Here is a 17871-nt window from a genome sequence, read left to right as displayed (position 1 = left end):
GACTCGGTACAGGATCGGTGAATGTCAGTCGGAGGAGGTGCCCGGAAGGTGCGGCAGCCGGTCGGCGGCGACCACGCCCTCGAGGTAGCCGCGGGCTCGTTCCGTACGGGGGTAGGACTCCAGCAGCCGCCAGAACCGCTGCCCGTGTCCGGGGACGAGCAGATGGGCCAGCTCGTGGAGGAGCACATAGTCGACGACGTACTCGGGCATGCCCTGGAGCCGGTGCGAGAGCCGGATGCTGCCCTCGGCGGGGGTGCAGGAGCCCCAGCGGGTGTTCTGGTTGGTGACCCAGCGGACGGACGCGGGCCGGGCCCTGCCGTCGAGGTACTGCGTGGACAGCCGCTCGGCGCGCTCGGCCAGCTCGGAGTCGCCGAGAAGCCGTTTGTTCTCCTGCGCGGCGAGCTTGTCGAGCATGACCGTGACCCAGCGCCGCTCCTCCGCCTCCGACATCCGGGCGGGGATGAGGACGACCGTGCGGTCGCCTTCACGGTAGGCGGAGACCGTTCTGCGGCGTCGGGAGCTCCTTCGCACCTCGACGGCGGACGTCCCGCGGGCACGGGGCGCGTCGCTGGTGGGGCTGCTGTCAGGGTCGGCGGGCACGTCTCGACGTTACCCGCTGGCCGTGGGGAAGTCCTCCATCGGAACGGTTCGGGCACCGTCCCCGTCCACAGCCTGCACCATTTGCATGATTAACGCGCTGGCCTGTGGACGACGGTCGGCGGGCGTCGTGCCACCGACGGCATGCTGACCGCGTGATGGACGGGATGGGGGCGGTGGACCGGCGATCGGTGGCCGGCGCCCGGTCCGGTCCCATGATCGATGGGGGGCATGCATGCATCCGATGGTGAAGCCGGCGCTGCGGCGCGCATGGCGGGATCTTCAGTATGTGCAGTTCGGGGTGGCGCCCGCGCACGCGGTGGTGGTGGGGCCCGTGGACACGACGACGGGGAGCCTGCTGGGGCTGCTCGACGGGACGCGGGGCGTTCCGCTGCTGCGGGAGGAGGCACGGGCGCTGGGGGTGCCGGACGGCTGGCTGGAGGCGCTGCTGGACCGGCTGGCGGAGGCGGGTCTGCTGGAGGACACGGCGGGTGACCGGGCGGCGGACGCGGTGCGGCGGGATGCGGGGGCGCTGGACCGGCTGCGCGCCGATGTGGGGTCGCTGTCGGTGGTGCACCGGCGGCCGGGCGGTGCGATACGGCGGCTGGCGGCGCGGGGCGGTATGCGGGTGCAGGTGCGGGGGGCGGGCCGGGTGGGGGCGAGTGTCGCGGCGCTGCTGTCGGCGGCGGGGGTGGGCCGGGTGGAGGTGCTGGACGGTGGGCGGGTGGAGCCGTGGGACGTGGCGCCGGGCGGGGTGCCGGCCGAGGCCGTCGGGGAGCGGCGGGACGTCGCGGCGCGGCGGCTGGTGCGGCGGTCGGCTCCGGGTGGCCGTGCGCCTCGGGAGTCCGTGGGGCCGGAGCCGGGGTTGTCGCTGGTGGTGGTCGCGCCGCGGGACGGACTGGCGGCGTACGCCCCGGACCCGGTGACGGCGGACGCGTGGCTGGGCACGGGGACGCCGCATCTGTTCGCCGGGGTGGTGGAGGCGACCGGTGTGGTGGGTCCGCTGGTGCTGCCCGGGGACACGGCGTGCGCGCGCTGCGTGGACCTTCACCGCACCGACGCCGACCCGGCGTGGCCTCGGCTGCTGGCGCAGTGGCGGTCGGGGCGCGGCGGTGCGGTGCCGGCGGGGGACGTGGGGCTGACGGCGGCCGTCGCGGGGCTGACGGCGGCGCACGCGCTGGCGTTCCTGGACGGGGATCCGCCGGCGAGCACGGGGACGCGCTGGGAGGCGTCGTCGCCGCTGCTGGAGTGGCGGGCGCTGCGGGTGCTGCCGCACGCGGAGTGTCCGTGCGGAGCGGCCCGCCGGGAGGACGGGCGGGGTGCGGCCGGGGTGGAACGGGAGCGGGCGTCGGGTGCCCGGAGGCGGCAGGACACAATGGCGGGGTAACCGCCGTCGGCGGCGCGTGTCAGGGCAACGCGGCACGGCAGTCTGGGCTTTGGAGGGGCGTATGTCTGATCTTCCCCGGAAGGCGGTCACCCGGACCGCCAAGTTGGCCGCTTTGCCATTGGGCTTCGCGGGGCGGGCCACATGGGGGCTGGGTAAGCGGATCGGGGGCAAGTCCGCCGAGATCGTGGCGCGGGAGCTGCAACAGCGCACGGCCGAACAGTTGTTCAAGGTGCTGGGCGAGTTGAAGGGCGGTGCCATGAAGCTCGGGCAGGCGCTGTCCGTCTTCGAGTCGGCGCTTCCGGAGGAGGTCGCCGGTCCGTACCGGGCGGCGTTGACCAAGCTTCAGGAAGCGGCGCCGCCGATGCCGACACGGACGGTGCACGCCGTCCTGGAGGAGCGGCTGGGTGAGGACTGGCGCGCTCTTTTCCTGGAGTTCGAGGACAAGCCCGCGGCGGCGGCGTCGATCGGCCAGGTGCACCGGGCGATGTGGCACGACGGGCGCGAGGTCGCCGTGAAGGTGCAGTATCCGGGGGCGGGCGAGGCGCTGCTGTCGGATCTGGCCCAGCTGAGCCGGTTCGCCCGGCTGCTGGGGCCGCTGGTGCCGGGTATGGACATCAAGCCGTTGATCACCGAGATGCGTGACCGGGTGTCGGAGGAGCTGGACTACGGTCTGGAGGCGCGGGCGCAGCGGGAGCACGCCGCCGAGTTCGCGGACGACCCCGACGTGGTGGTGCCGGATGTGGTGCACCAGTCGGAGCAGGTGCTGGTGACGGAGTGGATCGACGGGGTCCCGCTGTCGGAGGTGATAGCGGACGGCACGCCGGAGGAGCGGGACCGGGCCGGGCAGTTGCTGGCACGGTTCCTGTTCTCGGGGCCGGCGCGTACAGGACTGCTGCACGCCGACCCGCATCCGGGGAACTTCCGCCTGCTGCCCGGTGAGGGCGGCGGGCCGCGGCTCGGGGTGCTGGACTTCGGAACGGTGGACCGGCTGCCCGGCGGGCTGCCGGAGACCATAGGCACCTGTCTGCGGACGGCCCTGGAAGGTGAGGCGGAGACGGTCTATGAGCTGTTGTGCGACGAGGGCTTTGTGAAGGAGTCGATCGAACTCGACCCGGACGCGGTGCTGGACTATCTGCTGCCCATCATCGAGCCCGCCGATGCGGACGAGTTCCTGTTCACGCGCGAGTGGATCCGTACGCAGGCGGCGAGGATCGCCGATCCACGCTCCCCGGCGCACCAGCTGGGAAAGCAGCTGAACCTGCCGCCCGCGTATCTGCTGATACACCGGGTGACGCTGAGCACGATCGGGGTGCTGTGCCAGCTGAACGCCACGGTGCGGCTCCGGGACGAGCTGGAGGCGTGGCTGCCGGGGTTCCTGCCGGACGAGCCGGTGGAGGAGCCGGCCTGACCGTGGCCCGACTCGGCCCGTCACCACCAGGCCGAGTCGAGTCTGCTCTCGATGGACCTGATGTGGGTGCGGGCGCAGGTTTCGCAGAAGTAGTGTCTGGTGCCGTTCTCGACGGAGCAGGTCCAGGTCACGGGGAGGCTGTCGGCGGTCGTGCCGCAGCGCGAGCACACCACGCTCTGCGTGCGCGACTGCGCGGGGTCGGGAGTCCGCTCGTTCACCACGAGACGATAACTCCACCGGGCACCGGATCCTCGTGCAACGCACCGCGGGGGCCGGTCCGTTCGGACCGGCCCCCGCGAGGAGCAGTGACGGTTGGTCTGTCGCCGTGGCCGGCCGGCTACTGCATGACCGCCATGGCCAGCGCGCGGCGGGCGCGGAGCGAGGCGCGCTCGGCGCGGCGCTGCATCCGCCGCGCGGTGATCAGGCGCGCGCCCTGGCGTTGCTCGTCGGCTTGCCTGAGGCGCTCGTGCATATGAGCACGGGCCAGGGCTTCTGGGATGAGTTGCATTTCTCGGGTCCTGTTCTGGCGCGAGGCGTGCGCGCCGAGGGTGGTGACGTCAGGGGTCGCGGAGCCCATGGGCTCGTTCGTGGAAGAGGTCATCGGAGCCTGCTTCTGGGGGTTGTGCGTGATGGGGCGGTCGATGGTTCCGGTGGCGGTGATCATGCCGTGACCGGGTTCTTGCGCGGGCGGCCACGCGGCCGCTTGCGGGCGACGACCACGCCCTGGACGAAGAGCTCACCGCCCCAGACACCCCACGGCTCGCGCCGCTCCTTGGCGCCGGCCAGGCAGGCGGCCATCAGCGGGCAGGTGCGGCAGAGGGACTTGGCGTACTCGACGTCGGCCGGCGACTCGGCGAAGAAGACCTCCGGGTCGAAGGAGCGGCAGGGGACGGGTACGCCGAGGTTCTCGATGGCGTCGTCGAGCGCGGTGAGGGCGGTCAAGTCGTGGTCCTCCGTGAGGCCGGACGGGGGGATCGTTTCGGAAGGCGGTACGGACGGGGCGTGCGCTTCGAGTTGCACGGTGGTGTTTTCCTCGTCTGGTCGGTCCGGCTGGTCGGCCGGTGGGCTGGTACCGGGTTCTGCTTGTCCCGAGGCTCCTTCGTCCTGTTCCGCCCGTTGGGGCAAAACAGAAGGGCCGCGGATCCCGGGTGGGGTTCCGCGGCCCTGAAGGCGCCGGCCTGATTTTGGATCAGGCTGGATCACTCCAGGGTTCGAGCCCACGGAAGGCCCACATCGTGTGGTGCTGCGTCTGCTTCGTGTTGCCGGCACCGGTCGCCGCAAAGGCATAGGCCGGGGCCTGTGCCGCTGCTACTTCTGCTTCCAGTGCCTTGCTCGGTCGCTCATTGGCCTCAAGTCCCTCGATGACGGGGAGAGCCGACAGCGGGAACGACGGACGGACGGCCCGGGAGCCGCACAGACCGGTGCCGATGAACTGCGAATCCGACAGGCCGGAGAGGCCGAGCGAGCAGGCGGAGACGACCGAGCGATCGGTCATTTTGGCGGTGCTGATGAAGCTGGTGGTGATGCTGATCACTGGAATCGCCTCCTCTCGGCATCTCGGGGGGATCGGCCGGAGCCGGTCCCTCGTGTATTCGGATAAGTACAGCACGACGACAGGGCTTCAAGGAAGCCGCTGTTCGCGTGGTTAAGAACCTATGGGGATGACTGGGGCGGGCGCAAACTGTTTTTTCGACGAGTTGGCATCAGTCTTCGCCTTCGTCGTCGGCGAGTTGCCGACCCGCGCACATGGCGAGGACATCGGCGCCGAACCGATTGAGCTTGCGCACGCCGACGCCAGGGATGGCGGCGAGCTCGCCGTCGGTGGACGGGACGGTCTCGGCGATGGCGATGAGGGTCTTCTCGGTGAAGACACAGAAGTCGGGCTGGCCCAGCCGGCGCGCCTGGCGGGTGCGCCATTCGAGGAGCCGCTCGTAGAGGCCCTCGTCCATCTCCGAGGGGCAGTCCTCGCAGCGCATCAGCTTCATCTCGCCCGCGACGGTGAGAGTCGTGCCGCACACCCGGCAGCGGACCGGGCCGCGGGCACGCCGGGGGCGAGCCCCGGCCGGGCGGCGCTGGACGGCGCCACCGGAGTGGGCGGCACGGGCGGCCGGTCCGCCGCTGCCGGGGCGCAGGCCCTTCAGGAACCTGGAGGGCTGACGGTTCGGGCGGCCGCCGGGCGAGCGGGACAGCCACCACGAGAGGCTGAGGTGGTGGCGGGCGCGGGTCACGCCGACGTAGAGCAGGCGCCGCTCCTCCTCTATCTGCTCGTCGGTCCTGGCGTAGGTGATGGGCAGGGTGCCTTCGGTGAGGCCGACCAGGAACACGGCATCCCACTCGAGGCCCTTCGCCGCGTGGAGGGAGGCGAGCGTCACCCCCTGGACGGTGGGGGCGTGCTGGGCGGCGGCCCGCTCGTCCAGTTCGGCCACCAGGTCGGCGAGGGCGGCGTCCGGGCGGGCGCGGGCCAGGTCCTCGGCGAGGCGGACCAGCGCGGCGAGGGACTCCCAGCGGTCCCGTACGGCGCCGGAGCCGGCCGGGGGCTCGGTCGTCCAGCCCTTGGTGGACAGGACGGCGCGGACCTGGGACGGCAGGTCGACCACGTCGTCGAGCAGCGGGTCGTTGCCGCCGAAGCGGGCCGCGCTGCGCAGGGCGGCGCCCGCCTCCCGTACCTCCTGGCGGTCGAAGAAGCGCTCGGCGCCGCGCAGCTGGTAGGGCACGCCCGCGTCGGCGAGGGCCTGCTCGTAGATCTCCGACTGGGCGTTGACGCGGTACAGCACGGCGATCTCACCGGCCGGGACGCCGGAGGCGATCAGGTCGCGGATGTGGCGCGCGGTGCCCTCGGCCTCGGTGGGTTCGTCGCCGTACTCGGTGTAGACCGGCTCGGGTCCGGGGTCCCGCTGTGAGACGAGCTCCAGCCGGTGGTCGGCGGCGCGGCCGGAGGCCAGGGCGAGGATGCCGTTGGCCAGGTGGACGACCTGGGGCGTGGAGCGGTAGTCGCGGACCAGTTTGACGACGGTCGCGTCGGGGTGGCGGGTGCGGAAGTCCAGCAGATAGTCGGGGGTGGCGCCGGTGAAGGAGTAGATCGTCTGGCTGGCGTCGCCGACGACGCAGAGGCTGTCGCGGTCGCCGGTCCACAGGTCGAGGAGGCGCTGCTGGAGCGGGGAGACATCCTGGTACTCGTCGACCACGAAGTGCTGGTACTGGCCGCGGACCTGTTCGGCGATGTCGTGCCGGTCCTGGAGGATGCCGACGGTGAGCAGCAGCACGTCCTCGAAGTCGAGGACCTCGCGCTCCCGCTTCAGCTGCTCGTACATCGCATAGATCTGGCCGGTCTCGGCCGTGGCGCGGGGTGCGTCGCGCTGTGCCTTGGCGACGGCGGCCGAATAGTCGCCGGGCACCGTCTGGGTGACCTTCGCCCACTCGATCTCGGACGTGACGTCGCGCAGCTCGGTGCGGTCGAGCCGGACCCGGCAGCGGGCGGCCGCGTCGGCGACAAGCTGGGCCTTGCGGTCGATGAGGCGGGGCAGCTCGCCACCGACTGCTTTCGGCCAGAAGTACTGGAGCTGGCGCAGGGCCGCGGAGTGGAACGTACGGGCCTGCACCCCGCCCGCGCCCAGCTGCCGCAGCCGGCCGCGCATCTCACCGGCGGCGCGGTTGGTGAACGTGACGGCCAGCACACTCGCCGGCTGCAGGATCCCGGCGCGCACCCCGTAGGCGATCCGGTGGGTGATCGCCCGGGTCTTGCCCGTGCCCGCACCCGCCAGTACGCACACCGGCCCGTGCAGGGCCGTCGCCACCTCGCGCTGCTCGGGGTCGAGCCCGTCGAGCACCGCGTCGGCCGACTCGGGGACCTGCGGGAAGAGGGTGGAGTGCGTCGCTGTCACCCCGCCATGCTGCCAGGTCCCCGGGTGGGGCCGGGCGGTTGTCCACAGGGGTGCGACGCCGGTCATACCGCCCGAGGGAATGCCTGGCCGGTACGGGTACGTTTCAGGATGCGATCACGCACCCAGCGAACCGAGGAGCGGAAGAGACGATGCAGGGAACTGTGACGATGTACAGCACCACGTGGTGCGGCTACTGCCGTCGGCTGAAGAGCCAGATGGACCGCGAGGGCATCGCGTACACGGAGATCAACATCGAGCAGGACCCGCAGTCCGCCGCGTTCGTGGAGAAGGTCAACAACGGCAACCAGACCGTGCCGACCGTGCTCGTCACGCCGACCGGCGGTGGCGAGAACGTCGTCATGACGAACCCCAGCCTGAGGCAGGTCCAGCAGGCGCTGGTCGGCTGACGCCGCCCGCTGCTCCCCCGCGTGCGACGCCCCCGCCGGTATCCGACCGGAGGGGGCGTTCGCGCGTGCGGGCGCCGTCAGCCGACGCTGCCCGGCTTCGGCAGCGGCTTGCCGTACCAGAGCTCGATCAGGTGCGACGCGATCGAGATGCCGTACGGCGGCAGCACCTCGCCCGACTCGAAGGCGGCTGTCAGCTCCTCGCGGGAGAACCAGCGGGCCTCCTCGATCTCGTCGCCGTCCACGTCGATCTCGCAGGATGTGGCCCGCGCCGTGAAGCCCAGCATGAGGCTGGACGGGAACGGCCACGGCTGGCTGGCGACGTACTCGACCTCGCCCACGGTGACCCCGGCCTCCTCGAACACCTCGCGCACCACGGACTGCTCGATCGACTCGCCGGGCTCGACGAACCCCGCGAGAGTCGAGAAGCGGCCCTCCGGCCAGTGCACCTGCCGGCCCAGCAGCGCCCGGTCGTCCTCGTCCGTGACCAGCATGATCACCGCGGGGTCGGTGCGCGGGTAGTGCTCGGCGCCGCAGGCCGGGCAGCGGCGGATATGGCCGGCCGCGGCGATCACCGTGCGCTCACCGCAGCGGGAGCAGAAGCGGTGGAGGCGCTGCCAGTTCTCCAGGGCGACCGCGTGCACCATCAGGCCCGCGTCGCGCGCGTCCAGCAGCAGCCCGGCCTCGCGCAGCCCCGCGGGGCGCGCCGACTGGTCCATCCGGCCGGGCAGCGCGTCCTTCTGCAGCGCGAAGTAGCTGACGCCGTCCGTGTCCGTGCCGAGGAAGTAGCGGTGCGTCTCCGTCAGCGGCGCCTCGAAGGACGGCGTCATGACCAGCTCGGTGCGGCCGTCGGGGGTGTCGTCGACCAGCACCTGGCCACCGGACACCACGAACACGCGCGTGGTGGGGTGGCTCCACGCCGCCGCGAGCCACGCCTCGTCGAGGCGGTGGTGGGCGGCGCGGTCGATACCGCTCGGGGCGGTGAGACCGATCGGGCGGAAAACGGCCTCGTTGCTGATGGTGCTCACTGGTGCTTCCAACTCCCCCGGGGGTCTGGGTGTCTGTTCAGCATCGTCTTCAGCGGAGTGCGGCGGACAGGTCGCCCCACAGGTGGGCGGTCGCCTCCACGCCTTTGACCAGCAGGTCCAGCTCGACCTTCTCGTTCGGCGCGTGCCAGCCGTCGGACGGTACGGAGATGCCGAGGAACAGCACCGGCGCGGCCAGGACGTCCTGGAGGTCGGCCGCCGGCCCTGAGCCGCCCTCGCGCGTGAAGCGGATCTTCGCGCCGTCGAACGCGAGGCTCATCGACCGGGCGACGGCCTGGAGGGCGGGGTGGTCCAGCGGGGTCAGACAGGGGCGTGTGGCCGCCCCGAAGGTGATCTTGTGACGGATCCCGCCGGGGACGCGGGCGGCGACCCACTCGCGTACGGCCTGCTCGATCCTGTCCGGGTCCTGCCCGGCGACCAGCCGGAAGGACAGCTTCAGCTGGGCGGAGGACGGGATGATCGTCTTGCCGCCGGGGCCCTGGTAGCCGCCGCCGATGCCGTTGACCTCGGCGGTGGGACGGGCCCAGACACGCTCCAGCGTGGAGTAGCCGGCCTCGCCGAGCGTGCCGTACGACCGGGCGGCGGACAGCCACGCGGCCTCGTCGAAGGGCAGTTCCGCGATCAGCGCGCGTTCGGCGTCGGTGAGCTCGGCGACGCCGTCGTAGAAACCGGGGACCGTGACGCGTTCGTCCTGGTCGTGCAGCGCGGCGACCAGGCGGGCGGCGACCGTGGCGGGGTTCGGGACGGCGCCGCCGAAGGAGCCGGAGTGGATGTCCTGGTCGGGGCCGTACAGCTCGATCTCGCAGTCGGCGACGCCGCGCATGCCGGTGCAGACGGTCGGCGTCGTCTCCGACCACATGCCGGTGTCGGAGACGATCACGACGTCGGCGGCGAGCCGGTCGCTGTGCCGCTCGACCAGCGCCCGGAAGTACGTCGAGCCGGACTCCTCCTCACCCTCGACGAGGAACTTCAGATTGACGGCGGGGGCGGCGCGGCCGGTCAGCGCGAGGTGCGCGCGGACACCGAGGGTGTGGAAGAACACCTGTCCCTTGTCGTCGGCGGCACCGCGCGCGTAGAGCCGGTTCTCCCGGACGACGGGCTCGAAGGGGTCGCTGTGCCAGCCGTCCTCGCGGGCGGCCGGCTGCACGTCGTGGTGGCCGTAGACCAGGACCGTGGGGGCATCGGGGTCGTCCGAGAGCCACTCCGCGAACACCGCGGGGGCACCATCCGTCTCCCAGACCTCGGCGACCGGGAAACCGGTCTCCGCGAGCTTCGCGGCGAGCCACTCGGCGCTGCGCCGTACGTCCGGGGCGTGGCCGGGCTCGGCCGACACGGAGGGGATGCGCAGCCACTCGGCGAGGTCGTCGAGAAAGGCGGCGCGGTGCTGCGCTATGTACTTGCGTACGGTCTGGACGGCGCTGTCCGGGGTGTCGCTCATGCTCCTGAGCCTAACCGGCGCCGGGAGGTGTCCCGTCTGCCGTCTCACCGAGCAGGATGCGTTCGAGCTCTGCCCTGCCGGGGAGCCGGTCCGGCCGGACGACCTCCCCGCTGCGTACGTAGACGAAGGCGGCGCCGACCTCGGCGAGCGGCAGCTCGTGCTGCTCGGCCCAGGCGAGGCGGTAGACCGCGAGCTGGAGCGGGTCGCCGGTGCGGTGCCGGTTGGTCTTCCAGTCGACGATCTCGTACGCGCCGGTGATCGGGTCCCGGTAGACGGCGTCGATCCGGCCCCGGACCACGCGCCCGGCGAGCGTGAGCTGGAACGGCGCCTCCACGCGGTGCGGGGTGCGGTGGGCGTACGGCGTGTGCTCGAAGGCTTCCTTGAGGGCGGCCAGGTCCCGCTCGTCGGCGATCTCCGGCTCGTCGGCGTACACCTCCCCGCCGGGCAGCTCGTCGGGTCCCAGCAGCGGCAGCTCCTCGAACCGGGACTCCACCCACGCGTGGAACCGGGTGCCGCGCCGGGCGGCGGGCTGCGGCGGGCGTGGCATCGGCCGGGCGAGCTCCTCCGCGAAGGCGTCCGGGTCGGCGGCGAGGCGCAGCAGCTGCGACGCGGAGAGGGAGGCGGGCAGGGGCACCTCGCGCGTGGTGGCGCGGGAACGCAGGAGCTCACCGGTGAGCGCGTCCAGGTCTCGGTCCCAGGAGACGACGGCCCGGGCCTCCTCGGGGGTGAGCGGCTCGCCGGTGCCGACGGCGGATGTGCGCTGGTGCGGCAGGGTGTGCGGGGGTATGGCCCGGGTGTCCGGCGGCTCGTACGGGTCCTGCGGGTCGTACGGGTCCTGCGGGTCGTACGGGTCCTGCGGGTCGTACGAGGTCGCGTCGGCGTCGTATGGCTCGTCCGGGACGTCGGCGCCGTAGTCGTCCGGGATGTCCTCGGGTGGGGCGTCGTCCGGCCACGGGGCGTCCTGACCGTCCGGCCAGAGGTCGTCTTCCGGTCCCTCCGGGGACTGCTCCGGGGCGTCATGGTGCGGGATCTCATGGGGCGGGTTGTCCAGGTAGGCCATGACCGTGTCGGCTGCGTCGCGGCGGCGGGCCATGGAGTCGGGGTCGAGGGGCAGGGGCCACACCTGGTCGGCGGTGGCCGCATGGAGGGCCGGGTTCTCGGCGTCCTCGTCCGGCTCGTCCGCCCATGCCTCGATGTCGCCGAAGCCGGCCGCGCAGTGCTCGTACAGCGCGTGCAGGAAGGCGGAAGGGCCGCGGCGGCGCTTCTGGGAGGGGCCCCACCAGTGGGCCGAGCCGAGAAGCACCGAGCGGGGCCGGGTGAAGGTCACATATCCGAGGCGCAGCTCCTCGGTGTGCTGGTGGTCCCTCATGGCGTCCTTGAACGACTTCAGGGACTTCGCGTCCCAGGTGTCGATCTCCGGGAGGGTCGCGGCGTCGCCGCGCAGGGCGTGCGGGAGGACCTGCGGCTGGGCGGTCCACGCCTCACGGGCCCTGGTGCTGGGGAACTGGCCGGTCACGAGCCCGGGGACGGCGACGACGTCCCACTCCAGGCCCTTGGACTTGTGCGCGGTGAGGACCTTGACGGTGTTCTCACCGCCGGGCAGGGCGTTGTCGAGGCCCTTCTCGTACTGGGCGGCCGTGCGCAGGAACCCGAGGAAGGCCAGGAGCGTGGCCTCGCCGTCCAGGGAGGCGAACCGGGCTGCGATGTCCAGGAAGTTCGAGAGGGTCTCGCGACGGCGGGCGGCCAGGGCGTGCGGGGACGCGGAGAGCTCTACCTCCAGACCTGTGGTGGCGAGGATCCGGTGCAGGACGTCCATCAGGGGGTCGGCCAGGGAGCGGCGCAGGTCGCGCAGCTCGGCGGCCAGGCGGGCGAAGCGGACCCGGGCCTCGCCGGAGAAGGGCAGGCCGTCGTCGTGCCCGCCGGCGTCGAGGAAGGTGTCCAGGGCGTCCGCGAGGGAGATCACCTCGGCGGGGTCGACGCCCTCCACAGCGGCCGCGAGGCGCTCGTCGGCGTCGGCGGCCTCGTCGGTGGCGCGGTGCACGAGCAGCCGGGCACGGCGGCCCAGCAGGGCCAGGTCGCGGGCGCCGATCCGCCAGCGCGGGCCGGTGAGGAGCCGTACGAGGGAGGCGTTGGCACCGGGGTCCTGGAGGACCTCGCAGACGGCGACCAGGTCGGCGACCTCAGGGAGGTGCAGCAGCCCGGACAGGCCGACGACCTCGACGGGGACATCCCGCGCGACGAGGGCGGCCTGTATCTCGGGGAAGTCGGTCGCCGTGCGGCACAGGACGGCGATCTGACCGGGTTCCTTGCCGGTGCGGACCAGGTGGGCGATGGAGTCGGCGAGCCAGGCGATCTCCTCGGACTGGGTGGGGAGGAGGGCGATCCGGACGGTGCCGTCCCGTTCGGCGCCGGGCGCCGGCCGGAGGGCCTCCACGCCCGCGTGCATGGCCCGCAGGGGCGTGGCGAGGCGGTTGGCGAGGTCGAGGAGGCGGCCGCCGCTGCGGCGGTTCTCGCTGAGCGCGTACCGGGACGCCGGGCGGCCGTCGGCGTACGGGAAGTGCTCGGGGAAGTCGTCGAGGTTGGCGACGGAGGCACCGCGCCAGCCGTAGATGGCCTGGCAGGGGTCGCCGACGGCGGTGACCGGATGTCCTGTGCCGCCGCCGAAGAGGCCGGAGAGGAGGAGCCGCTGGGCGACGGACGTGTCCTGGTACTCGTCGAGGAGGACGACCCGGAACTCGTCGCGGAGGAGTGTGCCGACCTCGGGGCGGGTGAGGGCCAGCTCGGCGGAGAGGGCGATCTGGTCGCCGAAGTCGAGCAGGTCACGGTCTCGCTTGGCGGCGCGGTAGCGGACGACCAGGTCGAGGAGTTCGCGGCGGGCGGCGGCGGCCTCGGGGACCTTGCGCAGGTCGGCGTTGCCGAGGCGCGCGGTTTCGAGGGCGGTGAGCAGCGCGGAGTCGTACGAGAGGAGGTCTTGGGGGCTTACGAGGTGTTCGGCGAGCTCGGCGTCGAGGGCGAGGAGGTCGCTGACGAGGGTGGGGAACGAGCGGGTGAGCGCCGGGTACGGGCCGGGGGCCTCGCGCAGGACGCGAGCGGCGAGCTGGTAGCGCGTGGCGTCGGCGAGGAGGCGGGCGGTGGGCTCCAGGCCGATGCGCAGACCGTGGTCGGTGAGGAGCTGGCCGGCGAAGGCGTGGTACGTGGAGATGCGCGGCTCGCCCGGCGGGTTGTCGGGGTCGATGACGTCGGGGTCCGTGACTCCGGCGCGTACGAGGGCGGTGCGGACACGTTCGGCGAGCTCTCCCGCCGCCTTGTTGGTGAAGGTCAGTCCGAGGACCTGTTCCGGGGCGACCTGTCCCGTGCCGACCAGCCAGACCACCCGGGCGGCCATCACCGTCGTCTTGCCGGAGCCGGCTCCGGCCACGATGACCTGCGGGGCGGGTGGCGCGATGACGCAGGCCGTCTGCTCCGGGGTGAACGGAATGCCCAGGAGCTCCTTGAGCTGCTCGGGGTCGGTGATAGGTGCGGTCACCCGGAGAAGGCTAACGGGGCCGACTGACAGCGCCCGCGGCCGGCGAGTGCCCTACTCCACGATGTGGCGGCCCTCGGGTCGGGCGCTGCAGGAGGCGCGGAAGGCGCAGGTGGTGCACTGCGGGCCGGTGGTGGGGGTGAAGCGTTCGTCGAGGACGCGCCCGGCGGCGGTGGCCAGCAGTTCGCCCACCCATTCCTCCGGCGGCGGCTCCTGCGCCTGGACGCGCGGGAGGACCTCGCCGCCCTCCTTCTTGGGGGCGGCCTGGCGGAGGTGGACGAGTTCCGCGCCGCCGGGTTCGGGGCGGTGGCCTTCGAAGAGCTCGTCGACGGCGCCCTCGCGGACGGCGATCTGGTAGACGGCGAGCTGGGCGTGCCGGGCGACCTCGTCCTTGGTGGGGGTCTGCTTGCCGGTCTTGAAGTCGACGACGTAGGCGCGGCCCTGCTCGTCCCGCTCGACCCGGTCCATGGAGCCCCGGATCCGTACCTGGTACTCCCCCGCCTCCAGGGTGACGTCGAAGCCGTGCTCGGTGGCGGCGGGGGCCCGGCCGCCGCGGTCCATGACGTGCCAGCGCAGGAAGCGCTCCAGCGCCACGCGCGCGTGCTCCTTCTCCTGGGCGGACTTCCAGGGGGCGTCGAAGGCGAGGGCGCCCCAGACGGAGTCGAGGCGCTCCATCAGGACGGCCAGGTCCGCGGGGGTGCGGCCGGAGGCGACCTCGTCGGCGAGTACGTGGACGACGTTGCCGAAGCCCTGGGCGGCGGTGGCGGGGGCCTCCGCCTTCACCTCGCGGCCCAGGAACCACTGGAGGGCGCAGGTGTTGGCGAGCTGGTCCAGGGCGCTGCCGGAGAGGGCGACGGGCCGGTCGCGGTCGCGGAGCGGCTCGGGGGCGTGGGTCGGGTCGTACAGGCCCCACCAGCGGTACGGGTGCGCGGCGGGCACCAGGGGCTGGCCCTCGTCGTCGGTGAGCGCGGCGAGCCGGGCGAGGCGGCGGGCGGCGGCGTCGCGCAGGGCGGGCGACGCGTCGGGGTCGACGGTGGTGGCGCGCAGCTCGGCGACGAGCGCGGCGACGGCGAGGGGGCGGCGTGGGCGGGCGGTGACGTCCTTCGGTTCGACGCCCAGCTCGGTGAGGAAGCGGGACGGCTGGTCGCCGTCCTCGGCGGGGGCCTTGACCGCGGTGACGACGAGGCGGTCACGCGCGCGTGTGGCGGCGACGTAGAAGAGGCGGCGTTCCTCGGCGAGGAGGGAGCCGGGGGTGAGCGGTTCGGCGAGTCCGTCGCGGCCGATCCGGTCGGCCTCCAGGAGGGAGCCGCGGCGCCGCAGGTCGGGCCAGAGGCCCTCCTGCACACCGGCGACGACGACCAGGCCCCACTCCAGACCCTTGGCGCGGTGGGCGGTCATGAGCCTTACGGCGTCGGGGCGTGCCTGCCGCTTGGAGAGGGTGTCGGCGGCGATGTCCTGCGCGTCGAGCTCGGCAAGGAAGTTCAGCGCGCCACGCCCACCGGTACGTTCCTCGGCCCGGGCGGCGGTGTCGAACAGGGCGCACACCGCGTCCAGGTCCCGGTCGGCGTTACGGCCCGCGGGCCCGCCGCGCAGGGCGGCGCGGTGGAGCCGGTTCGGCCAGCCGGTACCGTTCCACAGCTGCCAGAGCGCCTCCTCGGCGGTGCCGCCCGCCGCGAGCAGCTCGCGCGTCTCCCGGAGCAGCTTCCCCAGGTGCTGTGCCCCGCGCGCGTAGGCGGGATCGTGGGCCACGAGCCTCTCGGGCTCCGCGAGGGCGCGGGCGAGCAGTACGTCGGAGGGCGGCGGCACCTTGTTGCCCGCCGCCCGCTCCTCGTCCCGCAGGGCACGCCCGAGGCGGCGGAGGTCGGCGGCGTCCATGCCGCCGAGAGGCGAGGCGAGGAGCGTCAGCGCGGTCTCGGTGTCGAGCCGGGGGGCGGTGGCGTCGTCATCCTGCGCGTCGTCGTCCTGCGCGTCGCGGGGTGCGTCGTCCGGCGCGTCGCGGGGTGCGTCGTCGGGTGCCTCGTCGTCCAGCGCGCCACCGGGTGCGTCGTCGGCGTCATCCGCCCTGTCAGAGGCGGCATGAACGTCATGGGCGCTGTCGGCGGCGCCATGGCCGTCGTCGGGGCCGTCACCCGTGTCTCCGGCGGTGTCCGCCGGGTCGGAGGCCGTCCCTGCGGGCGGCGTCGGGCGCAGGACGGCCATGGCTGTGGCTCGGAGGGCGGTCAGCAGCGGGGCGACGGCCGGCTCGTGGCGGAGGGGCACATCGGCCCCGTCCGTCTCCAGGGGCACGCCCGCCGACGTCAGGGCGCGGCGCAGCGACGGGAGGGAGCGGGCGCCCGCGCGGACCAGGACGGCCATGTCGTTCCAGGGGACGCCGTCCTCCAGGTGGGCGCGGCGCAGGATGTCCGCGATGTTGTCGAGCTCCGTGGAAGCGGTCGGGAAGGTGTACGTCTCCACCCGGCCGCCCTCGCGGACCGGTGCCAGGTCCCGGTGGGCGCGCACGGTGTCGGCGGGGAGGCGCGGCATGGGCATCCGGCCGGTGAGAAGCCGGGTGGCGGACAGGAGGGCGGACGGCGAGCGGCGTGAGGTCCTCAGGACGGCGACCGGCGCGGGGGTGCCGTCGGCGCGCCGGAACATGTGCGGGAAGTCCAGGATGCCGTTGACGTCGGCGCCCCGGAACGTGTAGATCGACTGGTCGGGGTCGCCGAACGCATACAGGGTCCTCCCCCGCCCCGCCAGCGCCTCCAGCAGCCGGACCTGCGCCGGGTCGGTGTCCTGGTACTCGTCGACGAAGACCGCGTCGTACTCGGGCAGGGTCACGCTCCGGGCGAGGAGCACCGCCCTGTGCACCAGCTCGGCGTAGTCGAGGACGCCCTGCATGTCGAGGACGTCCAGGTACTCGGCGAGGAACGCGGCGGCCGCCGACCAGTCCCGCCGCCCCGTGCGCGCCGCGAACGCCGCCAGGGCGCGCGGGCCCAGGCCCAGTTCGCGGGAGCGGGCGAGCACGGCGCGTACCTCGTCGGCGAAGCCGCGCGTGGTGAGGCAGGCCCGCAGTTCGTCGGGCCAGTGGATGCGGGCAAGCCCGTCCCGCTCCAGGTCCAGCTGGCCCGCCAGGAGCTCGCGGACGGTGACGTCCTGCTCGGGGCCGGACAGCAGGCGCAAGGGCTCGGCGAACAGGTCGGCGTCCTGGTGGGCGCGGACGAGGGCGTAACAGTAGGAGTGGAAGGTCGTCGCCTGCGGGCTGCGCGTGCCGTGCAGCCGGGCGGCCATCCGGTCGCGCAGTTCGACGGCGGCCTTGCGGCTGAAGGTGAGGACGAGGATGCGCTCCGGGTCGGTGCCCTGTGCGACGCGCGCCGCCACCGCCTCGACCAACGTCGTCGTCTTGCCGGTGCCAGGCCCGGCGAGGACGAGCAGCGGCCCGCCGGGGTGGTCAACCACCGCACGCTGCGCTGCGTCCAGGAGAGGGGGAGTCACCGGGTCCGGCGGGGTACGCACCAGCCGGTACGCGCCCGGCCCCCGCTGCCGTACCTGGTCCTGGTACGGCACGCGCCGGGTGGTGGAGGAGGAGCTCACGTGGATCGCCGGTCCTGGTGGGTGTGCTGAGGGTGAGGAAGCGGTGGAGAAGGGGCGCGGCCCCGCCGGATGGCGGAAGCTGTCAATTGTGAGCCATCGCATGCCCGGTGTCGCGCGCGTCCCCGCCATCGACGCCGCCGACGCCGGCCACGCCGTCCCACCGGGCCCGCCTCATGTCGAGGCGGGGCAGACGGGACGCGCCGCCGTGTGCCGACGCGGCCTCCCGCAGGGGCGTGGCCTCCTCACGGTAGTGGCCGAGAGCCCGCTGCTCGTGCCCGGGCAGCAGCCGGCCGTCGGCCCGCACCACACGCCACCACGGCACCGCGCCACCGTAGAGCGCCATGACCCGGCCCACCTGACGGGGGCCGCCCTCGCCGAGCCATTCGGCGACGTCCCCGTACGTCATAACCCGGCCGGGCGGGATGAGCTCGGCGACCTCGAGCACGCGCTCCGCGTACTCCGGAAGCCGGTCGGGGTACTCGTCAGCAGTCATCCGGTCCATCCTGCACCACGGGTCCGAGAACGCGGGCATTACACCCTGATGCTCTCCCGCACCTCCCGGTCATGCCACCATCTTCCGGGCGGTGACTGGTGATACGAGATCAAGAAGACACAGA

Annotated in this window: 14 protein-coding genes; 3 read left to right on the top strand and 11 right to left on the bottom strand. The window is 73.2% G+C overall.

Features of this window, described 5'->3' with window-relative positions; genetic code table 11:
• Window positions 1-24: 24 nt before the first annotated feature.
• Entirely contained in the window at window positions 25-600 is a 576-nt protein-coding gene (locus FVS66_RS29540; protein ID WP_149184305.1) for a M48 family metallopeptidase, read from the bottom strand.
• Between the two features lie 232 nt (window positions 601-832).
• On the opposite strand from FVS66_RS29540, the gene FVS66_RS29535 reads away from it, so the two are divergent.
• Both FVS66_RS29535 and FVS66_RS29530 read left to right on the top strand, forming a co-directional pair.
• Complete coding sequence (locus FVS66_RS29535) at window positions 833-1984, top strand: TOMM precursor leader peptide-binding protein (protein WP_149184304.1); 1152 nt, start codon at window positions 833-835, stop codon at window positions 1982-1984.
• A gap of 61 nt (window positions 1985-2045) precedes the next feature.
• Window positions 2046-3392: an AarF/ABC1/UbiB kinase family protein gene (locus FVS66_RS29530; RefSeq protein ID WP_149184303.1), complete on the top strand. Its 1347-nt coding sequence runs from the start codon at window positions 2046-2048 to the stop codon at window positions 3390-3392.
• 20 nt (window positions 3393-3412) lie between these two features.
• Here the strand turns inward: FVS66_RS29530 and FVS66_RS29525 are convergent, their stop codons facing one another.
• The 5 genes from FVS66_RS29525 to FVS66_RS29505 all read right to left on the bottom strand — a co-directional run bounded on the left by FVS66_RS29525 (window position 3413) and on the right by FVS66_RS29505 (window position 7339).
• Entirely contained in the window at window positions 3413-3610 is a 198-nt protein-coding gene (locus tag FVS66_RS29525; protein ID WP_399226557.1) for a hypothetical protein, read from the bottom strand.
• A 119-nt stretch (window positions 3611-3729) separates the two neighbouring features.
• Window positions 3730-4053 (bottom strand): hypothetical protein, encoded by a 324-nt coding sequence (locus FVS66_RS29520; protein ID WP_187645756.1) that lies wholly within the window; start codon window positions 4051-4053, stop codon window positions 3730-3732.
• A complete protein-coding gene (locus FVS66_RS29515; protein ID WP_149184300.1) occupies window positions 4053-4412 on the bottom strand; it encodes a WhiB family transcriptional regulator in 360 nt (119 codons plus the stop codon). Before FVS66_RS29515 ends, FVS66_RS29520 begins: the two co-directional genes overlap by 1 nt.
• Before the next feature lie 169 nt (window positions 4413-4581).
• On the bottom strand, window positions 4582-4926 hold the full coding sequence (locus tag FVS66_RS29510) for a hypothetical protein (protein WP_149184299.1): 345 nt from the start codon (window positions 4924-4926) through the stop codon (window positions 4582-4584).
• 169 nt (window positions 4927-5095) lie between these two features.
• Window positions 5096-7339 carry an ATP-dependent DNA helicase UvrD2 gene (locus tag FVS66_RS29505; protein WP_316248226.1) on the bottom strand — a complete coding sequence of 748 codons (2244 nt, stop codon included), beginning with the start codon at window positions 7337-7339 and terminating at the stop codon, window positions 5096-5098.
• Window positions 7340-7422: 83 nt separating this feature from the next.
• On the opposite strand from FVS66_RS29505, the gene FVS66_RS29500 reads away from it, so the two are divergent.
• A complete protein-coding gene (locus tag FVS66_RS29500) occupies window positions 7423-7680 on the top strand; it encodes a mycoredoxin (protein ID WP_149184297.1) in 258 nt (85 codons plus the stop codon).
• Between the two features lie 77 nt (window positions 7681-7757).
• On the opposite strand, the gene nudC is transcribed toward FVS66_RS29500, so the two are convergent.
• From nudC to FVS66_RS29475, 5 genes are all read right to left on the bottom strand, one after another.
• Entirely contained in the window at window positions 7758-8705 is a 948-nt protein-coding gene (nudC, locus tag FVS66_RS29495; RefSeq protein ID WP_187645749.1) for an NAD(+) diphosphatase, read from the bottom strand.
• A gap of 49 nt (window positions 8706-8754) precedes the next feature.
• Entirely contained in the window at window positions 8755-10161 is a 1407-nt protein-coding gene (locus FVS66_RS29490) for a dipeptidase (RefSeq protein WP_149184296.1), read from the bottom strand.
• Window positions 10162-10171: 10 nt separating this feature from the next.
• Entirely contained in the window at window positions 10172-13687 is a 3516-nt protein-coding gene (locus FVS66_RS29485; RefSeq protein WP_149184295.1) for an ATP-dependent DNA helicase, read from the bottom strand.
• Between the two features lie 51 nt (window positions 13688-13738).
• Window positions 13739-17254 (bottom strand): ATP-dependent DNA helicase, encoded by a 3516-nt coding sequence (locus FVS66_RS29480; RefSeq protein WP_187645748.1) that lies wholly within the window; start codon window positions 17252-17254, stop codon window positions 13739-13741.
• A gap of 82 nt (window positions 17255-17336) precedes the next feature.
• The gene (locus FVS66_RS29475; protein WP_262387285.1) at window positions 17337-17747 is read right to left on the bottom strand and encodes an MGMT family protein; all 411 of its coding nucleotides are present in this window, start codon (window positions 17745-17747) and stop codon (window positions 17337-17339) included.
• Window positions 17748-17871 lie beyond the last annotated feature (124 nt).

It is taken from the genome of Streptomyces sp. TRM49041, from assembly GCF_008271805.1.
Taxonomy (GTDB): domain Bacteria; phylum Actinomycetota; class Actinomycetes; order Streptomycetales; family Streptomycetaceae; genus Streptomyces.
The sequence above is the reverse complement of the archived record's forward strand: the minus strand, read 5'-3'. Positions and strand labels throughout refer to the sequence as shown.